This is a genomic window from Achromobacter ruhlandii, assembly GCF_902859695.1.
Classification (GTDB): domain Bacteria; phylum Pseudomonadota; class Gammaproteobacteria; order Burkholderiales; family Burkholderiaceae_B; genus Achromobacter; species Achromobacter ruhlandii.
The window spans coordinates 23,057-46,254 of sequence record NZ_CADIJL010000022.1 but is presented as its reverse complement, the minus strand read 5'-3'; the positions used below and the strand labels follow the sequence as shown (position 1 = coordinate 46,254).

Sequence of the window (23,198 nt, the reverse complement as noted above, 5' to 3'; positions counted from 1 at the left end):
AGTGGTTGGATTGACCGCCTGGCGCTATTGTCGCAGCGCTTGGCGCGCGCGCCAACGCCGGCATGATCCGGCCCGCCAGCAATTGCCGTGCCTGGCGTCACGGTGGTCGATCGGCGGCCCGGCACGGCGATTGCTGCCAGCCCCGCTACTGCCCGGCGGAGTCGCAGGATGAACAGCATCGAACGCGTGGCCCGATTCATGCAGGAACATCAATTGACCCTTGTGACGGCCGAGTCCTGCACCGCCGGCCTCGTCGCCGCCACCCTGGCCGACGTTCCTGGCGCCGGCGAGTTGCTCGACTGCGCCTTCGTGGTGTATTCAGTGGCGGCCAAGCGGCGCTGCCTGGGCGTGCCGCAATCGATCCTGGCGCGCCACAATCTCACCAGCGAGGCCGTGGCGCGCGCCATGGCGCTGGGGGCTGCCGCCAAAAGTCCGGCCAACGTCGCCGTCGCCAACACGGGCGTCACCGATGCCACCGACGATCGCATCGCGCCCGGCACCCAATGCTACGCCTGGGTCTTCAAGCAAGGCGGCGCCGATGCCCATCCTGTCATCTACACCGCCACGCGGCAATTCAGCGGCAGCCGCAATCGCATCCGCCAGGCCAGCGCCGAATTCGCCCTGCAAGGCATCGTCGATTGCTTCCTGCGGCACCGGCCAGCCGCCGCCGGCTGACCCGCGCCCCGCTCGACCCCGCATCGCGCGCGGGCCGCGCGGACACGGCCGCCTAGGAAGGCGAGCGATCGTCGTCGCGGGTCGCGCGCAGCTTCTTCCACAAGGTGGTGCGCGAAATGCCAAGCCGTTTGGCGGCGCTGCCCAGGTGCCCGCCGGATTCGGCGATGGCCTGCTGGATCGCGCGCTGTTCGGCATGGGTGCGCCGGGTCGCCAGGTCCGGCGCGCCGCCGAGCTTGCGCTCGGGGAACAGATCGCCGGCGGACAACTCGGGGCCATCGGCCAGCACCACCGCCCGCGCGATGCGGTTGCGCATCTCGCGGATATTGCCAGGCCAATCATGCTCGTCCAACGCCCGCAGCGCGTCGGCCGCCAGCCGCGCCCCGTTCGGAGGGGCCTGCTCGGCGAGCAGGCGGACGGCCAGCGCGGCAATGGCCGTTGGCCGCTCGCGCAGCGGCGGCAGCGCCAGGCGGGCCACCGCCAGCCGGTAGTACAGATCCGGCCGCAAACGGCCCTCGGCGACCTCGGTGTCCAGCGTGCTGCAAGTGCTGGCCATGACGCGGCAACGGGTCCGCAGGCTGTCGGTCTGGCCCAACGGCCGGTATTCGCCGTTCTCCAGCACCCGCAGCAGCGCGGACTGCGTCTTGGGCGCCAGCTCGGCCACCTCGTCCAGATACAAGGTGCCCGCCTGCGCCTGTGAAAACAGCCCCTCGCGCGCCGTGTTGGCGCCGCTGAACGCGCCCTTGGCATGGCCGAACAGCAGACTCTCGGCAAGATCGGGCGGCAGCGACGCGCAATTGACGGCCACGAACGGCCCCGCCGCGAACGGCGAGCGCGCGTGCGCATAGCGCGCGGCCCGGTCCTTGCCGGTGCCGGTCTCGCCTTCCAGCAGCAGCGGCAAATCGCTCGCGGCCAGCCGTTCCAGGTCGTGCGCCAACGGGCTGGCCGGTTCGTCCAGCGCGAACGGGTTTTCATGAACCTCGCGCGCCGCGCCCGCCGGTTGCGCGGCGATCACCGCGCGCATCCGCGCCACCAGCGCATCGGTATCGTAGGGCTTGGTCAGATAGTCATTGGCGCCCGCCGCCACCAGCCGCACCGCCTGGGCGATCTCGCCATAGGCGGTGGCGAACACCACGGTCGCCTGCGCCAGATAGGGAATCAGCCGGCGGTAGAGATCCTCGCCCGACCCGTCGGGCAAGCGGATATCGGCCAGCACAAAGGCGGGCCGCTGGCGCGAGCGGCGAAACCATTCCACCGCCTGCGCGCAGCTCTGCACCCATTGCGCCGACAGCCCTTCCAGCCGCAAACGCTGCAACAGCGCGCCGCCCAGCACCGGATCGTCCTCGATCAACAATACCTGTGTCTCGTTCACTACGGTTTCCCCTCGGGCGGCAAGGGAATGCGGACGGATATCCGCGTTCCCGGGTCCAGGCCGCGGACGCGCAAGCGACCGTGCAAGGCCCGCACCAATTCGGCGACGATGCCCAGCCCCATGCCGTCGCCGCCGCGCGGACCGCCGGCCAGGGCCGCGCGCGCATCCTGCGGCAACCCGGCGCCGTCGTCCATCACATGCAGCGCCAGCGCGCGCCGGCGCACACGGGCCGCGATGCGCACATGCCCGCCGGGCGGCGACGCCTGCACCGCGTTCAGCACCAGGTTCAGCAGCACCTGGCGCACCGGCCCGGCCGGCCAAGGCAGCGCATCGTCATGCATCCCGGCGCACGTCAAAGACACCCGAACGCCGCCCTTGGCCGCCTGCGACCGGACCATCAGGCGGATGTCCTCGATGTCCTCGCGGCGCAGCCGGGCCGTGCCCGGCCGGAAGGTGCGCAGGCTGGCATCGACCACCGCCTGCAGTGCCTCGACGCCACGGTCGATGAAGCCGAGCGATTCCTGCCGCACCTCGGCGCGGTCGCCGAACTGCCGCAGGGTCTGCACCGCGGTGCGCAGGCCGCCCAGCGGATTGCGCACCTCGTGCGCCAGCGCCGCCGACATACGGCCCAGCATGGCCTCGCGTTCGATGTGCGCATGGCGTTGCTCGAAGGCCTCGCGTTCACGCACGCTGGCCACCATCCAATTGTAGGCCGCAAGCAGTTCCTGCAATTCCGGGTCGCCGGTGCGCACCGTCATCTCTCGCGGCCGGTCTTCGCGCCCGGCGCGCAGCGCTTCGGTCAGCGAGATGATGGGACGCTGCAGGCGGCGCGCCATGCCGTAGCACAGCATGGCCCCCAGCAGGCTGATGGCCAGCCCCACCAACCCCAGCTCGAGCGCCAGTTCGCGCCGCTGCAGCAGGAACTCGCTGACGTCCAGGTTGGCGATCAGGGTACCCAGTTGTGGCTGTTCGCTGTCGAGCAGCCGCCAGGTCCAGACGCCCTCGGAGCGCAGGCTGACCAGGCTGCCGGAGGGCTCGCGCAGGATCGCCAGCGGCACCGGCTCGACCTCGGGATAGCGCGCCACATGCGCCAGCAGTCGATGGTCGGCGGTGACCACCGCCAGCGTGCGGTCCACCACCCCCAGGTGCGTGTCGAGCGCGCGATTGAGCACCTCGGTCATCTGCGCGCCGTCGTTCGCGCGCACCGCGGGCAGGATGGCGGCCGACAGTCCGTCCAGGTAGACCTGGCCGAGATTGGAAACCTGGCTGTCGAACTGGCGCGACAGGCCGTGCAGCGCCAGCGAGATCAGCGCGGCCGAGATGACCAGGAACAACAGGGAGACCGCGAGCGGGATCCGCGCGGTGAGCGGCAAGCGAAGCATGATCGACGGCGCAGACAGCAAAACGTGATTATGCCGTGGTCAGTCGGGCCCACCAATTTGCAAGATTTCGAAAGCGCCGCGAGCGCGGGCAAGAATCATGCCGGGCGGCGATCCAGGCCTTTTTCGACGCGGATTGTTCACTTTCGTGAACATGAAGAATGAACGTTGTTAAGCCTTGCTTACGCCCCTTGGCGGCGCGGCGGCCGGCCTTCTGGTTATCCCGTAATCCGGGCGCCGCCGCGCGAAAGCAAAATGCAAGGCGCCGTTCTTAAAGTCCCCGCTCCCCGGGTCATGCGCACGCACGGCCCGCGGTCTTGTCATCAACAAAAAACGGGGAGCACGCCATGGGCAGCACCATATTCTCTAGAAAGCGCGATCTGTGGGGAGGCGCGTTCATCGCCCTCTGCGGCGCGCTGACCCTCTTCGAGGCCACCACCTACAACATTGGCGAACTGGCGCGCATGGGGCCGGGCTATTTTCCGATGCTGGTGGGCTGCTTCCTGGTTGCCCTGGGCATCCTGATCCCGCTCAGCCCCGACCCCGACGAAATCCAGGAAGAACAGCTTGAAGAGCAATTGCCGCAACCCACGCGGCGCGAGCGCCTGCGCGGCATGGCCTGCATCGCCGCCGGGATCGCGCTGTTCATCGTGATCGGCCAGTATCTGGGCTTCCTGCCGGCCACCTTCGCGCTGGTGTTTGTGTCGGCGCTGGGCGACACCTCGAACACATACAAATCCGCCGCGATTCTCGCCGCCGCGATGACGCTGTTCGGCGCGGTCGTTTTCTCGTGGGCGCTGCAGCTGCAGTTCCCGATGCTGCGCTGGGGATGATCCATGGAACTCTTCGATAACGTTTTGCACGGATTCTCCGTCGCCTTCCAGTGGGACAACCTGCTCTGGTCGATCTTCGGCGTCTTCATGGGCAACATGATCGGCGTGCTGCCCGGCATGGGCGTGCTGGCCGCGATCTCCATCCTGCTGCCGCTCACCTACGCCATGACGCCGGTCGCCGCCCTGATGATGCTGGCCGGCATCTACTACGGCGCCCAATACGGCGGCGGCATCACCTGCATCCTGCTCAACCTGCCGGGCACGCCGTCCCATGCCGTCACCTGCCTGGACGGCAATCCCCTGGCCCGGCGCGGCAAGTCCGGCTCGGCGCTGTTCATGCTGGTGCTGGCCTCGTTCATCGGCGCGAGCGTCGGCATCATCATCATGATCCTGTTCTCGCCGGTGCTGGTGGAGGTGGCCTTCCAGTTCGGCCCGGCCGAGTATTTCTCGATGATGATGCTGGGGCTGTTCGCCGGCGCCACCCTGGCCAAGGGCTCGGCCATCAAGGGCGTGGCCATGGTGTTCCTGGGGCTGCTGATCGGCGTGGTCGGCACCGACGTCAACACCGGCACCATCCGCTACGCCTTCGGCGTGATCGAACTGAGCGACGGCGTGCAACTGGTGGCGCTGGCGATGGGCCTGTTCGGCCTGGCGGACTTCTTCGCCAACGTCAACCGCATCGGCAAGGCGACCACCGTAGGCAGCGCCACCAAGATGTCCGTGCGGCCCGAGCCGGGCGACATCAAGCAGTCGGCGATGCCGATCGCGCGGGGCAGCGCCATCGGCGCGATCCTGGGCATCCTGCCGGGCACCGGCGCGACCATCGCGTCGTTCATGTCGTATGCCGTCGAAAAGCGCGTGTCCAAGACGCCCAACCGCTTCGGCCATGGCGCCATCGAAGGCATCGCCGGCCCCGAAGCGGCCAATAACTCGGCGGCGCAGACCAGCTTCATCCCGACCATGAGCCTGGGCATCCCCGGCGACTCGGTCATGGCGCTGATGCTGGGCGCGCTGATCATCCATGGCATCCAGCCCGGCCCGCAGATGGTGACCGAGCATGCCGACCTGTTCTGGGGCCTGATCGCCAGCTTCTGGATCGGCAACGTCATGCTGGTCATCATGAACCTGCCCCTGATCGGGATGTGGGCCAAGCTGCTCAAGGTGCCCTACAAATATCTCTTCCCGTCGGCGCTGTTCTTCGTCTGCGTGGGGGTGTACAGCACCAACAACAGCCTGTTCGACGTCGGCATGGTGCTGGTGCTGGGCATGGTCGGCTATCTGTTCCTGAAGCTGCATTTCTCGCCCGCGCCGCTGCTGCTCGGCTTCGTGCTGGGGCCGATGGTCGAAGAGAACTTCCGCCGCGCCCTGCTGCTGTCGCGCGGCCAGATGAGCATCTTCATCGACCGCCCGATCAGCGCCGCCTTCGTCTACGCGATCCTGGCGCTGGCCTTGTGGCTGGTCTACTCGACCGTGCGCAACCGCTACAAGGTCCGTGAGATGGAACAGGCCCGAACCTGAAAAACCGCATGACATGGGGCCGCCATCCGGCGGCCCCGACGCATCACCAGGAGTACGCCATGCGACTGCACGACGGTCCCCAAGGCGCCGCGCCCACGTCGCCGATTGCGCGCGGCCTGTCTTTCGTGGAATTGATGGAATTGCTCGAGTTCAGCCGGCTGCGCTTCGAGGCGCCCGCGGCGGGCGCCAGCGCCACCCTCATCGGCACGCAGGAGTGGCACCTCGGCATCGACGCCAACGGCCTCCCCCCCTCCGACATCTATATCTGCTCGACGCTGGAAGCCTTGCGCGATGCCGTGTTGCCGCCGGCGGACGCGGAGCTGCGGATCGACACGCCGTCGCTCGACTTCATCCGCCTCATGGCCACGGCGCGCGCGCGGGCAACCCCGCTGCCCCAGCCGTGCCTGCGCGTGGACTTGCAGGCGCTGATCCGCCGGGTGCTGGTCGCCGCCGAAGCGCCGGCCCATTTGTACGACCTGGTCCGCCAGGTCGTCATGGCGCGCCTGTGGATCGACGTCGCGCGGGTATGAACCCTCTTTCAAGGAATCCCGGGCGTGACAGACAACCCGATTGAGATCATTGCCGCGATCGTATTCGCGATCGCCCTGCTGCATACCTTCTCCGCGCCGCTGTTCCTGCGACTGGCGCACCGCAGCAAGCGCCATCATGGCTTGCTGCACCTGCTCGGCGAGGTCGAAGTGGTGTTTGGCTTCTGGGCCGCCGTCCTGCTGGTCCTGATGGCCCTGGGCGCCTCCGGCGCCAGCGCCCTCGAATACGCCGAATCGCGCAACTACACCGAACCGGCCTTCGTCTTCGTGGTCATGGTCATCGCCGCCTCGCTGCCCGTCCTCACGGCGGTCATGCGGCTGGTCGACCGCCTCGCCAGGTGGATGCCGATCGCCGACCGGACCGCCAAGGCATGGCTGTGCCTGGCCCTGGTGCCGCTGGCTGGCTCGCTGATCACGGAACCGGCCGCCATGACCATCGCGGCGATGATGCTGGCGCCGCAGGTCTTTCACCGCGCCATGCCGGAGCGGCTGAAATATCTGGCGCTGGGCGTGCTGTTCGTGAATATCTCGATCGGCGGCACCCTGACCTCGTACGCGGCGCCGCCCGTGCTGATGGTCGCCGCGACCTGGGGCTGGGACAGCGCCTTCATGCTCAAGATGTTCGGCTGGAAGGCCGCGCTGGCGGTGCTGATCAATGCCACCGCGGTCACCTGGCTGCTGCGGCCGCACCTGCACTCCGGCGATGTCATGGCCGTCGGCAACAGCGCCACGCCGATGTCGTCCACCGTCATCGCGGCGCACCTGCTGTTCCTGGCGTCGGTCGTCCTGTTCGCCCACCATCCGATCATCTTCCTCGGGCTGTTCCTGTTCTTCCTGGGTTATACCCAGGCCTACCCCGCGCACCAGAGCCGGCTGATCATCAAGGAAGCCTTGCTGGTCGGCTTCTTCCTGGCCGGGCTGGTGGTGCTGGGCGGCATGCAGCAATGGTGGCTGCAACCCATCGTCAGCGGACTTGAACCGCGCGTGCTGTTCTTCGGCGCCCTGGCCCTGACCGCCGTCACCGACAATGCCGCCCTGACCTACCTGGGGTCGTTGATCGACGGCATTCCGGCGCAGGCGCAGTACATGCTGGTGGCGGGCGCGGTCGCCGGCGGCGGCCTGACGGTGATCGCCAACGCGCCCAACCCCGCCGGGGTCGCCCTGCTGCGCGGCGGGTTCGACAACGGCGCGGTCAGCATGCCCGGGCTGCTGGCCGGCGCACTGGCGCCGACCCTGGTGGCCGCGTCACTCCTGTTCCTGCTATGACCCCCCCCCTGGCGGACTGACCGGCGCCAGGGCATCGAGATGCCGCAGCCGCAAAGTGGCTATATCAAATAACCCGGATTGGCTATTTTTCACCAATCCAATTTTCCCTAGCATGGCCGGGTTCCCTGTCAACCTCGAGCACATCCATGCCAGAACTGACCCCGGCGCTGCGCCAGCGCATCCTCCAAGCCGTGGACGCGGGCTTCGCGGCCCAGACCGAACTGACCGCGCAACTGGTGCGCCTGCCGTCGCAGCGCGGCGAAGAAGCCACCGCGCAGGATTTCATGGCGGCGCGCTACGCCGAACGCGGCTACGCGGTGGACCGCTGGCGCATCGACGTCGAGGCCATCCGCCACCTGCCTGGCTTTTCGCCGGTGGCGGTGTCCTATGACAACGCCTACAACGTGGTCGGCGCGCACCGCGCCCGCAGCCTGAAAGGCCGCTCGCTGATCCTGAACGGTCACATCGACGTGGTGCCGGTCGGCCCGCTGGCGCAATGGAGCCGCGACCCCTATGACCCCGCCATCGTCGACGGCTGGATGCACGGCCGCGGCGCCGGCGACATGAAGTCCGGCCTGGTCGCCTGCCTGTCGGCCATGGACGCGCTCGCCGCGATCGGCCTGGCGCCGGCCGGCGACGTGTTCCTGCAATCGGTGGTGGAAGAGGAATGCACCGGCAACGGCGCCCTGGCCTGCCTGGCGCGCGGCTATCGCGCCGACGCCGCCTTCATCCCGGAACCGCTGCTGCCCATGCTGATGCGCGCCCAGGTCGGGCCGATGTGGTTCCAGGTGCAGGTCGAAGGCGACCCCCAGCACGCCTCGGCCGCTTTCACCGGCGCGGGCGCCAACGCCATCCAGAAGGCGATCTTCCTGATCCAGGCGCTGGACGAGCTGGAGACGCGCTGGAACGCCAACAAGTGCGACCACCGCCACTTCTGCGACCACCCTCACCCCATCCGCTTCAACCTCGGCAAGATCGCCGGCGGCGACTGGCCGTCCAGCGTGCCGGCCTGGTGCACCTTCGACATGCGCGTGGCGGTCTATCCGGGCCAGAGCCTGGAAGCCGCGCGCGCCGAGATCGAGGCCTTCGTGGCCCAGGCCGCGGCGCGCGATCCGTTCCTGGCCAAGCATCCGCCCAAGGTGGTCTACCACGGCTTCATGGCCGAGGGCTACGAACTGCGGAACGCCGACGAGGCCGAGGCCGCGCTGCGCGCCGCGCACGAGCAGGTGTTCGGCGAACCGCTGCGCGAATACGCCACGTCGGCCGCCACCGACGCCCGCTTCTACGGCCTGTACGCCGACACCCCGGCCATCGTCTACGGCCCGGAATGCCGCATGCCGCACGGTTACGACGAAGCGGTCAACCTGGAATCGGTGCGCAAGGTCACCCAGACCATCGCCCTGTTCATCGCCGAGTGGTGCGGCCTGGAAGAGCGTCAGGCATGAGCGGCGGCAACCTTCCCAGCGCCGGCCAGGCGCTGTTCGCGGCCGAGCCGCCCAAGCTGTCCCTGTCACAGGCCGAGGCCCTGGCGCAACACCACTACGGCCTGCTGGCCCAGGCCACGCTGCTGTCGAGCGAGCGCGACCAGAACTTCCTGCTGCGCGACGCCGCCGGCGGCGCCTACGTGCTCAAGGCCACCCACCCGGCCGAGGACCCGGCGGTCACCGACTTCCACACCCAGGCGCAACTGCGCCTCATGCGGGCCGGCGGCGAGCCGCCGGTGCCGCGCCTGATCCCGGGCCTGCAAGGCGACTACGTGCACTGGCACGACGCCGGCGACGGCGCGCGCCGGGCATTGCGGCTGATGACCTTCGTGCAGGGCGTGCCGCTGCACCAGGTGGCCCGCAGTCCGGCGCAGTACCGCGCGCTGGGCCGGGCCCTGGCGCAGTTCGACCTGGCCCTGGCCGGCTTCGACCACGCCATGGCCGACCACGAACTGCTGTGGGACCTGCAGCACGCCGACCGCATCGCCGACCTGCTGCCGAAGATTCCCGAGGCGGACCGCCGCCGGCTGGCCGAGCGCCAGCTCGAACGCTTCGTCAATGACCTGCGGCCGCGCCTGGGCGGGTTGCGGCGCCAGGTCATCCACAACGATCTCAACCCCTACAACGTGATGGTGGCGCGCGACGACCCCGAACAGATCGCGGCGCTGCTCGACTTCGGCGACATGGTGCGCGCGCCGCTGGCGCAGGACCTGGCCGTGGCCGCCGCCTATCTGCTCGACGACGCGCCCGACCCGCTGTCGGCGGGCCTGCGCCAGTGCCTGGCCAGCTACCACCAGACGCTGCCGCTGACCGACACCGAAATCGCGCTGCTGCCCGACCTGATCGCCACGCGCCTGTTGATCACGGTGGCCATCACCGGCTGGCGCGCGCAGCAGCACCCCGAAAACCGCCAGTACATCCTGCGCAACAACGGCCTGGCCTGGACCGGCCTGGCGCGCCTGGACGCCCTGCCCCGGCAGCAGGCCAGCGACATCCTGCTGGCCGCCAGCCAGACCCCGATGGAGACTCTTGTATGAGCCGAGACCAAGCCATGCTCAACGCCTTCGACCCCGCCGCGGCCGACGCGCTGCCGCCGGCCGAACGCGAGCTGATCGCCCGCCGCCAGCGCGTGCTGGGGCCGGCCTACCGCCTGTTCTACGACCAGCCGCTGCACATCGTGCGCGGCGAAGGCGTGTGGCTCTACGGCGCCGACGGCGAGCGCTACCTGGACGCCTACAACAACGTGGCCTCGGTGGGCCACAGCCATCCGCGCGTGGTGCGCGCCATCGCCGAGCAGGCGGCGGTGCTGAACACCCACACCCGCTATCTGCACGACGGCGTGCTGGACTACGCCGAGCGCCTGCTGGCGACGTTCCCGCAGCCGCTGTCACAGGTCATCTTCACCTGCACCGGCAGCGAGGCCAACGACCTGGCGCTGCGCGTGGCGCGCAGCCACACCGGCGGCACCGGCGTCATCGTCACGCAGCTGGCGTACCACGGCGTCACCGCCGCGGTCGCGGCCGTGTCGCCCTCGCTCGGCCAGGCCGTGCCGCTGGGCGTGGACACCCGCGCCGTGGCCGTGCCCGACAGCTACCGCCACGACCCGGCCACCCTCGGACAATGGTTCGGCCAGCAGGTGCAGGCCGCCATCGACGACCTGCGGCGCCACGGCATCAAGCCGGCCGCGCTGCTGGTGGACACGATCCTGTCCAGCGACGGCGTCTACAGCGACCCGGCCGGCTTCCTGGCGCCGGCGGCGCAGGCCATCCGCGACGCCGGCGGCCTGTTCATCGCCGATGAAGTGCAGGCCGGCTTCGCCCGCACCGGCTCGTGCATGTGGGGCTTCCAGCGCCACGATCTCGTGCCGGACATCGTCACCATGGGCAAGCCGATGGGCAACGGCCACCCCATCGCCGCCATGGTCTCGCGCCCCGACATCCTGGAACGCTTTGGCCGCGAGGCGCGCTACTTCAATACCTTCGGTGGCAATCCGGTGGCCTGCGCCGCGGCCCAGGCCACGCTCTCGGTGATCGAGGACGAAGGCCTGCAGGCCAACGCCGCCCGCACCGGCCAGTACCTGCGCGACGGTTTCCGCGCGCTGGCCGAGCGCCACGCGCTCATCGGCGACGTGCGCGGCGACGGCCTCTTCATCGGCGTCGAACTGGTGCGGGACCGCGCCGCGAAGACGCCCGCCAGGGAAGAGACGCACCGCTTCGTCAACCTGATGCGCCAGCGCCGCGTGCTGCTCAGCGCCACCGGCCTGCACGGCAACGTGCTCAAGCTGCGGCCGCAGCTGCCGTTCGCGCGGGAACACGCCGACCTGCTGCTGGCGGCGGCGGATGAGACCCTGGCGCAACTGTAGGCGGCAGAACGGCGCGGCGCGCGTCCTCTACGCTGGCTCCAGTCACCACAACGGGGGCCGCGGGAGGCGGCGGGCCACCCCGTGATTCGCTGCCGCGTTGCATCATCGGGCGTCACCGCGGCGACCGGCCGCCTGGACGCAACGACAAGGCTCAACGACGCGCCCGGCGCGCGGGCCGGTTCTCCCCGGCCCGCCCCAGCGCCCGGGCAAAGCGCGCCACCCCGTCGTCGATGCGCTCGCATGGCACGCCGCCATATCCCAGCACCACCGCGGGCGACGCCGCGCTGGCGGCATCCGGCAGGTAATGCGGCTGCCCCAGCACGATGCCCTCGTCGCGGGCGGCCTCGGCCAGGCGCGGCGCCGACACCTTGCGGTCGAGCCGCGCATACACATGCAGGCCGGCCCGCGCCTGCGACAACCGCACCTGATCGCCGACGCGCGCCGCCAGCGCGTCGCGCAGCACGATCTGGCGCTGCGCGTACTCGGTGCGCATGCGCTTGATGTTGTGCGAGAAATGGCCGTCCGCCATGAAATCCGCCAGCGCCGCCTGCAGATGCAACTGCCCCGGCCGATAGATGCTGGCGCAGGCCCGCGAGAACGACTCGGCCACCTGCGGCGGCACCACCATGTAGCTCATGCGCAGGCCGGCGAACATGGTCTTGCTGAAGGTGCCCAGGTAGATCACGCGGCCGTCGGCGTCCAGGCCCTGCAGCGACGGAATCGGCGCGCCGTCGTAGCGGAACTCGCTGTCGTAGTCGTCCTCCAGCACCCACAGGCCGCGCGCCCGCGCCGCCTGCAGCAGCTCCAGGCGCCGCGCCAGCGGCATCACCACGCCGGTCGGGTACTGATGCGACGGACTCGTGATCAACAGCCGCGCCCGGCGCGGCAGCTTGCTGGCCGCCAGGTCCAGGCCCTGGTCATCGAGCACGGCGGCATGCGCGCGCACGCCGGCCGCCGCCAGCACCGGCGGAAAGGCCCAGTGGCAGGGACTTTCCACCAGTGCGGCGTCGCCCCACTCTGTCAGCATGCGGGCGCACAGATCAATCGACTGATGCGTGCCCGCCGTGACGATGACCTGCTCCGGCTCGCACACCACGGCCCGCGCCAGCCGCAGATAGCTGGCGATGGCCTCGCGCAGCGGCAGGAAGCCCGCGCCGTCCTTGGCGTAGCCCGACAGCGCCAGGTTCGACTTGCCCAGGTGGCGCGACACCAGCCGGCGCCACAGGTGGAACGGAAACAGGCTGGCGTCGGCCACGCCCGGCACGAACGCGCCGGTGTGCTGGCCCAGCCCCGCCGCGCCGCCGGCGATGCCTTCGCCGCGCGTGGACAGGCCCGGCACGTGGCGCTGCACGTGTTCGGGCGAGGCCGGCGGCAGCAGCGGCCGGTCCACGGTCTTCTCGACGAAGGTGCCGCTGCCGCCGCGCGCGCTCAGGTAGTTCTCGGCGATCAGCCGCTCGTAGGCCAGCGTCACCGTGATGCGTGAAATGCCCAGCTCCTGCGCCAGCACGCGTGACGACGGCAGGCGCTGCCCCGCCACCAGCGTGTGGTCCAGCACCCCGCGCCGCACGATGTCGTAGATCTGCTTTTGCAGCGGGTCGGCCGACTCGCGCGAGAGCGCGCCGGAAAGCAGGTCGGCGAGCAGGACTTCCTTCATGAAGTGGACCTATCTCTGATTGGATTGTGGCTATACAAGATATAGCCAGTAGTTGCTATCGTCAACGCCGTATCCAATGCGGCGCCACCGTGGAAAGCCGCGACAAACAAGGGGAATTCCATGCAAGACCAGAATGGCCGCAGACAGCCGGTCAGGGCGGCGGCCGCCGCTTTCTTCGGCACCATGATCGAGTGGTACGACTTCTACTGTTATGCCACGGCGGCCGCCCTGGTGTTCGGCGACGTGTTCTTCGCCACCAACGATCCCTTCATGGGCACGCTGGCCTCGCTCGGCACCTTCGCCATCGGCTTTTTCGCGCGGCCGGTGGGCGCGGTGCTGTTCGGCCATCTCGGCGACCGCGTCGGCCGCAAGCAGAGCCTGGTCATCACGCTGCTGCTGATGGGCGTGGCCACCACGCTGATCGGCCTGCTGCCGTCATACCATTCGATCGGCCTGGCCGCCGTGGTGCTGCTGGTCGCGCTGCGGCTGGTGCAAGGCATCGCGGTGGGCGGCGAATGGGGCGGCGCGGTGCTGATCGCGGCCGAACACGCGCCGCCCAAGTGGCGCACCTTCCTGGCCTCGGCGCCGCAGTACGGCAGCCCCATCGGCCTGATCCTGGCCACCGGCGTGTTCCGCCTGGTGTCGGACCTGCCCAAAGAGGACTTCCTGTCGTGGGGCTGGCGCCTGCCCTTCATCATCAGCGGCGTGCTGGTGCTGGTGGCCTTCGTCATCCGCCGCGGCGTCAACGAAAGTCCCGAACTGGAAGCGCGCCTGAAGGAAAAGAAAAAGGAAAGCACCGCTCCCATCAGCATGGTGCTGCGCGAACGCAAACGCGCGCTGCTGCTGGGCATCGGCCTGTGCCTGCTGGGCATCTCGGGGTTCTACTTCGTCACCACCCTGATGATCACCTACACCACCACCTACCTGAAGATCACGCGCAGCCAGATCCTGGACGTGGTGACCTGGGCCGGCGTGGTCGAGCTGATCAGCTTCCCGATCGCCTCGTACATCGCCACCCGCGTCGGCGAGCGCCGCTTCCTGATCTGGGTCACCGCGCTGTCGACGCTGTGGGCCGTGCCGATGATGATGCTGATCCTGACCGGCGACATCCAGAACATCGCCATCGGCATCCTCACCGCCATCTTCCTGATCGGCGCCTACTACGCGGTGCTGGCGCCCTACCTGCCGCTGGCCTTCCCGGTGGAGATGCGCTACACCGGCATCTCGCTCAGCTTCCAGCTGTGCGGCGCGATCTTCGGCGGCACCACGCCGCTGGTGGGCCTGTGGGTGGCGCATACCTTCGGCCTGACCTGGCAGCCGATGGCGCTGATGTTCGCCATCATTGCCGGCGCCAACCTGCTGTGCGCGATCTACCTGCCCACGCCGGAGCGCGAGGCGGCGCGCGTGCGGACGCGGGCATTGGGTGCGCGGCCACAAGGCCGGGCGCTGTAGCGTCCGATAGGTCGGCCATGGCGCGGCGGGATTCAATTCCCGCCGGCGCGGTCCTCAAAACCTTGTCCGCAGCGTCAGGTTGAAACTGCGCCCCGGCTGCAGCAATGGATTCTGGTCCGTCATGGCGTAGTTCACGTTCGAGGCCGTGGCCGCGCTACGGTAGGCGCGGTTGAACAGATTGCTGACGCCCAGCACGGCCTGGGTATTGCCGGCCCGCGGCAATCCGAGCTTATCCAGCTGGAGTTGCGCGTACAGGTTGACCACGCCGAAACCGGCGGCGGGATATTCCTTGCGCTCGTCGTAGCGGTTCTGCCCCTTGGCCCACTGCAATTCCCCGCTCAGGGCGTAGGCCTCGTTCGGCCCCACATACTGCACCCCCATCAAGCCGCTGAGCGCGGCGATGGACGGCAACGGCCGGTTCGTCACCCGGTTGGTGGCGTGCAGATAGCTGGCGCTGCCATACAGGTTGAGCGCACGGGTCACTTGCCAGCGCCAGTCGCTTTCGAATCCCTGCACGCGCGCCTTGCCCACGTTCGCGCGCTGCGTCGCCGGCAGCCCCAGATACATCGTGTCGACGCTTTCGATGAAATCGCGAAAGTCGCTGCGGAATGCCGTCAGGCCAACCGTGGCATCGTCGAAATGCAGGCGCGTCCCGGCATCCACGTTAACGCCGCGCTCAGGCTTGAGCTGGGGATTGGGAAAGGTGTAGCTGGTGCCCGTGAAGCCGGCATCGAACATGTCGAAAATCCATGGCATGCGGAATGAATTGCCAACGGTGCCGAGCAATTCGATCACCTCCGTGGCCCGGTATGACAGGCCCAGGCTACCGGTAGTCGCCGTTTGCTGATTGTTCTGCGCGGCCCGGAAGGCCGGCAGCAGATCGGGCGATGGCAACGGGCTCAGGCCGACGTCGGAACGGTACCAGTCGAAGCGGCCGCCAGCGCTCACCGTCCATTTTGGCGCGGGATTCCATTCGTTGCTCAGGAACAGGCCAATGTTGGTCTGATACCGGGACGGTCCGTTGCGGATCCAGTCGCCACGGTTGGTGGTGGTGCCGCCGTCGGGCTGGCGCACCGTCGTCCAGGTGCGCAGCTTCTGGCCCGGCCAGGTTTCATGCATGAAGTCCATGCCGACCGTGGTGGCGACGCTTGCCCAGGGTATGGTCGCCGCGAGGTTGCCGCCATAGACCAGCGGCCCGATCACGTGCCGGCGCACGTCGACCACGCGGGCCGCATTGACCTCGTTGTGGGCGGCCAGGGTGGTATCGAATTCGTTGACGTACAGGCTGGCCCGCAACTCGCTGACCAGGCCGTCGAATTCGCCGGCATAGCCCAGCTTGCCCTGCTTGACGGCCAGCGGATCGCGGTGGCTGCTGGCCAGCGGATACGGCGGCACCGCGCCGGCGGCATCGTCGTTCACGTGCGCCATGCGGCCACTGATCTCGATGCGCTGGCGCGCATCCGGCATGTAGCCCAGCACGATGCCGCCGCCCGCGCCGCGAAAGCCGCTGTTGGGCACCTCTTCGGCGGCGCTGCGGAAATTGCTGGCGCGCCGGCCGGTGGCATACACGCGCAGGTCGAAGCCGTCGCCGGCGGCTTCGAGCGCGGCGTTGGCCTGCAGCGCGTTGGCGTTGCTGCGCCACGAGGCCGACACCTCGCCGCCATTGAGCTGGAATGCATGATCCAGATTGCCGTGGGCGCGCCGGGTGACGAAGTTGATCAGGCCGCCCAGCCCATCGCTGCCGAAGCGCGCCGAATCCGGCCCCCGCACCACCTCGACCTGCTCCAGCTCGGTCGGGCTGATCAGCATGAATTGCAGGGTATTGCGGCCACGGAAGCGATTGCCGTCGATGAAGACAGGCACCCGCATGTCATTGGTATTCATGCCGCGCAGGAATACCGTGCCGGCAATGCCGCCCGTGTGGTTGATGGTGGCGTTGGGAATCCGGCTCAATAGCTCCAGGGTGCTGATGGGGCTGAGCCGGTCGATGTCCTGGCGGTCGACCACCGACACCGATTGCGTCACCGCATGGTCCAGCGTCGCCGGCGGCGGCGCGGCGCCGATGGCGTGCAGGCGGCCGTCGTCCGCGCCGTCGCCGGCCGTGACGCGGATGGCCGGCAACTGCGCGGGTTCGGCGGCCACGGCGGGCGCGCCAAGTGTGGTGGCCGCGAGCAGGAAAGCGCGGACGAAGGGCGAAGGCGGAAAGGGATGAGTCATACAGGAATGCAAAGGCAAAGCCCGAAGGCCGGAGAAACACCGCCTTGCGCGGCGGCGATGAAAGCCGGCGCGCGGGGCAACAGGGCCCCGCGCGCCAGGCTCAGAACCGCGTCCGCAACGTCACATTGACGCTGCGCCCCGGCTGCAGCAACGGATTCAGGCCCGTCATGGGGTAATTGACATTCGACGCCGTGGCGGCGGTGCGATACGCGCGGTCGAACAGGTTGTTGATGCTGAACACCGCCTGGGTATTGCCCACCTTCGGCAAGCCCAGCCGGTCCAGCTGCAATTGCGCGGACAGGTTGACCACGCCAAAGCCGGCCGCCGGGTATTCCTTGCGGTCGTCATAACGGCCCTGCCCCTTGGCCCACTGCAATTCGGCACCGAAGGCATAGGCGTCATTCGGGCCGACATACTGCACCCCCATCAGGCCGCTGAGCGTGGCGATGGAGGGCAGCGGCCGGTGGGTGATGCGGTTGGTGGCATGCAGGTAGCCCGCGCTGCCATACAGGTTGAGCGCGCGCGTCACTTGCCAGCGCCAGTCGCTTTCCAGGCCCTGCACCCGGACCTTGCCCACATTCGCCTTTTGCGTGGCGGGCAGGCCGTTGTACTGGGTGTTGACGTTCTCGATGAAGTCACGGAAATCGCTGCGGAACGCGGTCACGCCAACGCTGGCATCCTCGAAATGCAGGCGGGTCCCCACATCGACGTTGGTGCCGCGCTCGGGTTTGAGCTGGGGATTGGGGAAGGAATAGCTGGCGCCCGTGAAGCCGGCGTCGAACATGTCGAAGATCCACGGCATGCGGAACGAATTGCCGACGCTGCCCAGCAGTTCGATCACCTGGGTGGCGCGGTACGACAGTCCCAGGCTACCCGTAGTGGCGGTCTGCTGGTTGTTCCGCGCCGCGCGGAACGCCGGCAGCAGATCGGGCGACGGCAAGGGGTCAAGGTCGACATCGGAACGGTACCAATCCAGGCGACCGCCGGCGGTCAACGTCCATTTCGGCGAAATGGTCCACTCATTGCTGAGGAATGCGCCGATATTGGTCTGGTAGCGGGCCGGTCCGCTGGGAACCCAAGCACCGCGATTGACGATCGTGCCGCCGTCGGGCTGACGCGCTGTTACCTGCGTTCGCCGCCCCTGGCCGGGCCAGTTTTCATGCATGAAATCCATGCCGACCGTGGTGGCGACAGTGGCCCACGGAAGCGTTGCCGCGAGACTTCCCCCGTAGGCCAGTGGCCCTGGCACGTGGCGCTGCACATCCAGCACGCGATTTGGATTGGCCTGGTTGTGCACCACCAGCGTGGTGTCGAATTCGTTGACGTAGACGCTGGCGCGCAATTCGCTGATCGCGCCGTCGAACTCGCCCCGATAGGCCAGCCTTCCCTGCTTGACGTTCAGGGGATTGCTGCGGGTGGTGGCCAGCGGATAGGGCGGCACCGTGCCGGCCCAGCCTTCGTTGACGTGCGCCATGCGGCCGCTGATCTCGACGCGCTGGCGCGCATCGGGCATGTAGCCCAGCACGATGCCGCCGCCCGCGCTGCGGAAATCACTGTTCGGCACTTCGCCCTCGGCGCTGCGGAAGTTGCCGGCGCGCCGTCCGGTCGCATAGACGCGCAGGTCAAAACCATCGCCGGCCGCCTCCAGCGCCGCGTTGGCCTGCCTGCCGTTGCCATTGCTCTGCCAGGTTGTCGACACCTCGCCGCCATCCACGGTGAACCCGTGCTCCAGGTTGCCATGGGCGCGCTTGGTGACGAAGTTGATCAGGCCCCCCAGCCCATCGCTGCCAAAGCGCGCCGAATCAGGCCCCCGCACCACCTCGACCGCTTCCAGCTCGGTGGGACTGATGAGCATGAACTGCAATTTATTGCGGCCGCGAAAGCGATCGCCGTCGATGAACACGGGCACCCGCATATCGAGCGTGTCCATGCCGCGCAGGAACAGGGTGCCGCCAATGCCGCCGCCCAGATTGATGGTGGCGTTCGGGATGCGGCCCAGCAGCTCCAGCGTGCTGATGGCGCTGAGCCGGTCGAGGTCCTGGCGATCCACCACCGACACCGATTGCGTGACCGTATGGTCGAGCGTCGCCGGCGGCGGCGTGGCGCCAATGGCATGCAGGCGGCCGTCGTCGACGGCGGCGTCTTCGGCCGTGACGCGAATGGCGGGAAGCTGCGCGGCGGTCTCGGCGGCCATGGCGGGCGCGCCGAGGCTGGCGGCGGCCAGCAGGATGGCGCGGACGAAGGGCGAGGACGGGAAGGAATGAGTCATACGAAAAAAACGCAATAGCCCGGAGGCGGGAAGGAAGCCGCCTCAGGCGGCGGGCGTGGAATCTTTCAGCCACGGCAGGAAGCCGCGCAGGAAGCGGCTGGTGGCCGGCATGAAATAACTGCCGTGGTGGTACATCGGATCGAGCGAGGTGACGATCAGCCGGCCCGCGGTGCTGCACCGGTCCTCGTACAGCACCGAGCCGGCGCCGACCTTGTCGACCAGCGAGACCGCGCCGGGCGGCGGCGCATAGGTGCCATGCTGGTGCCAGGTGACGTCGGCCAGCGTCAGGTAGCGAAACAGCGAATGGTCGGGCGCCGCCAGCCGCAGGCCGGGATCGGCCCCCGGCGTCTTCCACCACCAGAAATTCACTTCGCAATCGGTCCAGCGCACGCCATCCAGCCAGCGGTGCGAGCCGGTCTCGCCCATCGCCACCAGCGTCTTGCCGGCGGCCAGGAAGCGGGCCAGGCGCGCCCGCTGCGCCACCAGCAGCTCGGGATTGATGCGGCACGACACGATCAAGGCGTCGCAGCCCTCCAGGGCGGCGTCATCCAGTTCCGGCAGGTAGATCACCCGGTCGATGTACGCCGCCAGCTCCGGCGTGCGGAAGGTGCGGTGGTGGTAATACGTGCCGGCATCCAGCGCGGCGATCACCGGCGCGCCGGGTGTCGGGTCGGCATGGCGGGCGCGGGTCATGCCGCCTCCCCGCGCAGCCAGTCGAACAGCTGCGGCACGATGCGGCAGGTGCTGTCGGCGCTGCCCGCATACATCCACATGTCATTGCCGGAGTGCGTCAGCAGGCGGCCGCCCCCGGGCAGCGCCAGCACCCAATCCACCGGCATGGCGTCCGGCCCCAGCGTGTGCAGCACGCGCGCGCCCGCTGGCGGCGGGTTGCCGCCGCGCGCATAGAAACCGGCGACGCCACGGCGAAAGGTCAGGTGTTCCGGGTCGACGCCGTCGAACACCGGATGCGCCTCGCCCCGATGCAATCGCAGCCCATCGATGCCGCGCGCCGGGCCCGGCACGAACGGCGCCAGCCAGCGCAGGAAGGGATAGGCCACGTGGCCGTTGAACACCATCGTGCCACCGGCCAGCAGCCACGCCTCCAGCCGCGCCTGCTGCGACAGCAGATAGCGCTGGTCGGTATTGGCCGGCACCAGCAGGGCCCGTACCGCCGCCAGTTCCAGACGATGCAGGGCGTACAGGGGTTCGGCGATGGCCGGTGGCGCATCGCCGCCGGTCAACGCGGCGGGACCGTCGCCGGTCCAGTGATTCAAATAGACGATGGTGTTCATCGGATTCAATGGAAAAGAGGAATCACGCCCGGCACCTCGCGGCGGTCGGCGGTGATGATGGTTACCCGCACCGGCAATCCATACAGCCGGCTCAGGCGTTCGTCGGTGCACATCTGCCCGGTGGGCCCGGCCTCGCAGGCGTCGGGATGCATCAACAGGGTCTGGTCGGCGATGTGCTGCGCGTGCTGCGGCTGGTGGGTCGAGAACACCACCGTCATGCCCTCGCCCGCCAGCCGCCGCAGCAGCGTCAGGATCACGTCCTGGTTGCGCAGGTCGAGCGCCGCGCTGGGCTCGTCCAGCACGATGATGGGGCTGGCGCTGGCCATGGCCCGCGCGATGCAGGCCAACTGCTGTTCGCCGCCGCTGAGCGCGTGAAAGGGCCGCGCCGCCAGATGCTCCAGCCGCACGGCGCGCAGGCACTCGCGGGCGATGTCGCGGTCGCCCGGGCCGGGCGAGGCCCACCAGCGCAGGTGCCGCACGCGGCCCATGGTCACCATGGCCAGCACGTCGTAGGCGAACAGCGAATCGGTGCGCTGCGGCACATAGGCGGCGTGGCCGCGCAGGCGCACCGCGCCAGCGGCCGGCGGCTGCACCCCCAGCAACGTCTTGAGCAAGGTGGTCTTGCCCCGGCCGTTCGGCCCCAGCACGGCCAGCACGCTGCCGGCGGGCACGCGCAGCGACAGGTCGGACAGCAGCAGGCGGCCGCCGGCCTGCACGGCAAGGCGATCCAGTTCAAGCATGGCCCGCCTCCCGGCCCTGCGTGCGGCGCAACAGCCACGCGAACAGGGGCGCGCCGACCAGCGCGGTGATCACGCCCAGCGGAATCTCGGCGCTGGTGGCGCTGCGGGCCACGGTATCGACCCACACCATGTAGGTGCCGCCAAGCAAGGCGCTGGCGGGCAGCAGCACGCGGTGATCGGGGCCGACCAGCATGCGCGCAATGTGCGGCACCACCAGCCCGACCCAGCCCACCGTGCCCGACACCGCCACACTGGCCGACACCACCAGCGTGGCGCAGCCCAGCAGCATCCAGCGCAGCGGCTCGACCGCCAGCCCCATGGCGCTGGCCTGCTCGTCCCCCAGCGACAGCACGTTGATGCGGAACCGCAGCGCGAACAACAGCCCCATGCCCGCCGCGATGGGCGCCACCGCCGCCCCCAGCTTGACGTAGGACGCCGTGGCGAAGCTGCCCATCAGCCAGAACACGATCGCCGGCAGGCTGTCGTAGGGATCGGCGAAATAGGTGGCCAGCGAGATCAGCGCGGAAAAGAACGCGCTGGTGACCACGCCCGCCAGCACCAGCATCAGGATGGTGGTGCGCCCCCGCGAGCGGCCCAGCAGGTAGACGATGGCCACCGCCAGCAGGCCGCCCGCGAAAGCGAATCCCAACGTCGCCCACAGCGACGAGAACAGCAGGATCGCCGCGCACCCGCCAAACGCGGCGCCGGACGAAATGCCGAGGATCTGCGGCCCGACCAGGGGGTTGCGGAAGGCGCCCTGCAAGGCCGCGCCGCACAGCGCCAGGCTGGAGCCGGCCAGCAGCGCCAGCAGCACCCGCGGCAGGCGCACCAGCAATACCACCCGGCGCTCGGCGTCGGCGACGGTCGGCAGCCAGGATGCCAGGCCGTCGGGCAGCGCCCATCCGGCCAGCGCGGCGCCCACATGAGAGGCCGGCAACGCATAACGCCCCACGCACAACGCGGCCAGGGCCGACAGCGGCGCCGCGGCGATCATCAGCCACCAGGGCCAGGCGCGCCGCCGATCGTCGCCCCGCGCGGGATTCCGTTCAGCGCAGGCGGTCATAGCCGGCGGCTCCGTGGTTCAAGCGCATGCGCAGCACCTTGTCGATATCGGCCGCGTCGATGTCATAGCCGTACAGCCAGGCGTAGGCCTGCGCGATGCGCTCGCGCAGCGGCCAGTCGAATCGCTTCGGATGCAACAACTGGCTCAGCCACTGCCAGTACAACGGCGATTCCTGGCTGGGGGGATCCCAGATATAGCCGCCGGCCGGAATCATGTAGACGCGATGGCTGCGCACGGCCGGAATATCCGCGAACAGCGGATCGGCATAGATCATGGCGGGCGTCAGGCCCGACTCGAAGTTGTTCAGCAGGATCACATCGGGCGCCCAGGCCATGATCTGCTCGATGCCGACCGATTGGCCGGTGCCGACCACCGCCGCGGCCACGTTGCGCCCGCCAGTCAGCTGGATGTCATCATCGAAACTGCTGCCCGCGCCCGACGTGCGCAATTGCGGCCGGTAGCGCGACAGGTACAGCACGCCCGGCCGCTCGTCGGCGCGCAGGCCGCCGGTGACGCGAAGGATCTGCGCGCGCACCTCGTCGCGCCACGCCAGCAGCCGGGCGGCTTGCGCATCCCGCCCGAGCGAATGCCCCATCAGCCGGATCCATTCGCGGGTGCGCACGTCGGTGCCGTACAGCAGCGCCGCCACCGGCAGGCCGGCGTTGCGCAGCGGCGCGATCAGGTCGTCGCCCATGTGACCCCACTGCCACACCATGTCGGGACGGATCTGCAACAGGGTTTCCACGTTCGGCACGAAGCCCGACCGGGTAATGTCCGAGCGCACGCTTTCCATGTGCGGGAACAGGCGCGACGGCACCGGGTCCGCCATGCGCGCAAAGGAGTCGGGATGCATGCCCGCCAGGTGGCGCGACGAACCGCCGTCCAATGACATCAACAGCGTGCCGCCCGGCATCGGCAGCGAGACCGCGCGCGTCGAAGGCGCGGCCTGCGTGACCGGGTTGCCGAGCATGTCGGTAAAGCGCACGGGGCCCTGCGCCGCCGCACCAGACGACCATGACAACGCCGCCGACAAGGCGCTCAAGGCAATGGGAGAACTTATAAGACGGCGCGGTTGCG

Annotated in this window: 19 protein-coding genes; 9 read left to right on the top strand and 10 right to left on the bottom strand. The window is 69.0% G+C overall.

Translation table 11 applies throughout. The features are described 5' to 3' along the window. Positions 1-168: 168 nt before the first annotated feature. The gene (locus tag HV742_RS22420; protein ID WP_054417356.1) at positions 169-675 is read left to right on the top strand and encodes a CinA family protein; all 507 of its coding nucleotides are present in this window, start codon (positions 169-171) and stop codon (positions 673-675) included. A gap of 52 nt (positions 676-727) precedes the next feature. Here HV742_RS22420 and HV742_RS22415 read toward each other — a convergent pair whose 3' ends face one another. Both HV742_RS22415 and HV742_RS22410 read right to left on the bottom strand, forming a co-directional pair. After that, positions 728-2,044, bottom strand: a complete 1,317-nt coding sequence (locus tag HV742_RS22415; RefSeq protein ID WP_175146386.1) for a sigma-54-dependent transcriptional regulator — start codon at positions 2,042-2,044, stop codon at positions 728-730. Next, positions 2,044-3,426: an ATP-binding protein gene (locus tag HV742_RS22410; RefSeq protein WP_175146385.1), complete on the bottom strand. Its 1,383-nt coding sequence runs from the start codon at positions 3,424-3,426 to the stop codon at positions 2,044-2,046. The genes HV742_RS22415 and HV742_RS22410 overlap by 1 nt, the downstream gene beginning before the upstream one ends. Positions 3,427-3,770: 344 nt before the next feature. Between HV742_RS22410 and HV742_RS22405 the strand changes: the two genes are divergently transcribed. The 7 genes from HV742_RS22405 (at position 3,771) to HV742_RS22375 (ending at position 11,434) form a co-directional block, all read left to right on the top strand. Beyond that, positions 3,771-4,256, top strand: a complete 486-nt coding sequence (locus HV742_RS22405; protein WP_063570228.1) for a tripartite tricarboxylate transporter TctB family protein — start codon at positions 3,771-3,773, stop codon at positions 4,254-4,256. A 3-nt stretch (positions 4,257-4,259) separates the two neighbouring features. Then, positions 4,260-5,774, top strand: a complete 1,515-nt coding sequence (locus HV742_RS22400; protein WP_059271754.1) for a tripartite tricarboxylate transporter permease — start codon at positions 4,260-4,262, stop codon at positions 5,772-5,774. A gap of 59 nt (positions 5,775-5,833) precedes the next feature. Continuing rightward, on the top strand, positions 5,834-6,304 hold the full coding sequence (locus HV742_RS22395; protein WP_175146384.1) for a hypothetical protein: 471 nt from the start codon (positions 5,834-5,836) through the stop codon (positions 6,302-6,304). A 24-nt stretch (positions 6,305-6,328) separates the two neighbouring features. After that, positions 6,329-7,588, top strand: coding sequence for a putative Na+/H+ antiporter (locus HV742_RS22390; protein ID WP_068979934.1), 1,260 nt, complete (start codon positions 6,329-6,331; stop codon positions 7,586-7,588). A gap of 146 nt (positions 7,589-7,734) precedes the next feature. Next, a complete protein-coding gene (locus HV742_RS22385; protein ID WP_100507911.1) occupies positions 7,735-9,033 on the top strand; it encodes an ArgE/DapE family deacylase in 1,299 nt (432 codons plus the stop codon). Then, entirely contained in the window at positions 9,030-10,109 is a 1,080-nt protein-coding gene (locus HV742_RS22380) for a phosphotransferase (protein WP_068979932.1), read from the top strand. The genes HV742_RS22385 and HV742_RS22380 overlap by 4 nt, the downstream gene beginning before the upstream one ends. After that, positions 10,106-11,434, top strand: coding sequence for an aspartate aminotransferase family protein (locus tag HV742_RS22375; RefSeq protein WP_175146383.1), 1,329 nt, complete (start codon positions 10,106-10,108; stop codon positions 11,432-11,434). The genes HV742_RS22380 and HV742_RS22375 overlap by 4 nt, the downstream gene beginning before the upstream one ends. Before the next feature lie 151 nt (positions 11,435-11,585). On the opposite strand, the gene pdxR is transcribed toward HV742_RS22375, so the two are convergent. Then, positions 11,586-13,088, bottom strand: a complete 1,503-nt coding sequence (gene pdxR, locus HV742_RS22370; protein WP_059271764.1) for a MocR-like pyridoxine biosynthesis transcription factor PdxR — start codon at positions 13,086-13,088, stop codon at positions 11,586-11,588. Positions 13,089-13,208: 120 nt separating this feature from the next. Between pdxR and HV742_RS22365 the strand changes: the two genes are divergently transcribed. Then, positions 13,209-14,540, top strand: a complete 1,332-nt coding sequence (locus tag HV742_RS22365) for an MFS transporter (protein ID WP_054443884.1) — start codon at positions 13,209-13,211, stop codon at positions 14,538-14,540. A gap of 54 nt (positions 14,541-14,594) precedes the next feature. Here HV742_RS22365 and HV742_RS22360 read toward each other — a convergent pair whose 3' ends face one another. The 7 genes from HV742_RS22360 to HV742_RS22330 form a co-directional block, all read right to left on the bottom strand. Further along, positions 14,595-16,757, bottom strand: a complete 2,163-nt coding sequence (locus HV742_RS22360) for a TonB-dependent receptor (RefSeq protein ID WP_175146382.1) — start codon at positions 16,755-16,757, stop codon at positions 14,595-14,597. Positions 16,758-16,857: 100 nt separating this feature from the next. Continuing rightward, on the bottom strand, positions 16,858-19,026 hold the full coding sequence (locus tag HV742_RS22355) for a TonB-dependent receptor (RefSeq protein ID WP_175146381.1): 2,169 nt from the start codon (positions 19,024-19,026) through the stop codon (positions 16,858-16,860). Positions 19,027-19,068: 42 nt separating this feature from the next. Next, complete coding sequence (locus tag HV742_RS22350; RefSeq protein WP_175146380.1) at positions 19,069-19,719, bottom strand: hypothetical protein; 651 nt, start codon at positions 19,717-19,719, stop codon at positions 19,069-19,071. Continuing rightward, a complete protein-coding gene (locus tag HV742_RS22345) occupies positions 19,716-20,318 on the bottom strand; it encodes a hypothetical protein (RefSeq protein ID WP_175146379.1) in 603 nt (200 codons plus the stop codon). Before HV742_RS22345 ends, HV742_RS22350 begins: the two co-directional genes overlap by 4 nt. A 5-nt stretch (positions 20,319-20,323) precedes the next feature. Next, positions 20,324-21,058, bottom strand: a complete 735-nt coding sequence (locus HV742_RS22340; RefSeq protein ID WP_175146378.1) for an ABC transporter ATP-binding protein — start codon at positions 21,056-21,058, stop codon at positions 20,324-20,326. Next, positions 21,051-22,121, bottom strand: a complete 1,071-nt coding sequence (locus tag HV742_RS22335) for a FecCD family ABC transporter permease (protein WP_241083157.1) — start codon at positions 22,119-22,121, stop codon at positions 21,051-21,053. Before HV742_RS22335 ends, HV742_RS22340 begins: the two co-directional genes overlap by 8 nt. Further along, a complete protein-coding gene (locus HV742_RS22330; protein WP_175146377.1) occupies positions 22,105-23,106 on the bottom strand; it encodes an ABC transporter substrate-binding protein in 1,002 nt (333 codons plus the stop codon). The genes HV742_RS22335 and HV742_RS22330 overlap by 17 nt, the downstream gene beginning before the upstream one ends. Positions 23,107-23,198: the final 92 nt, after the last annotated feature.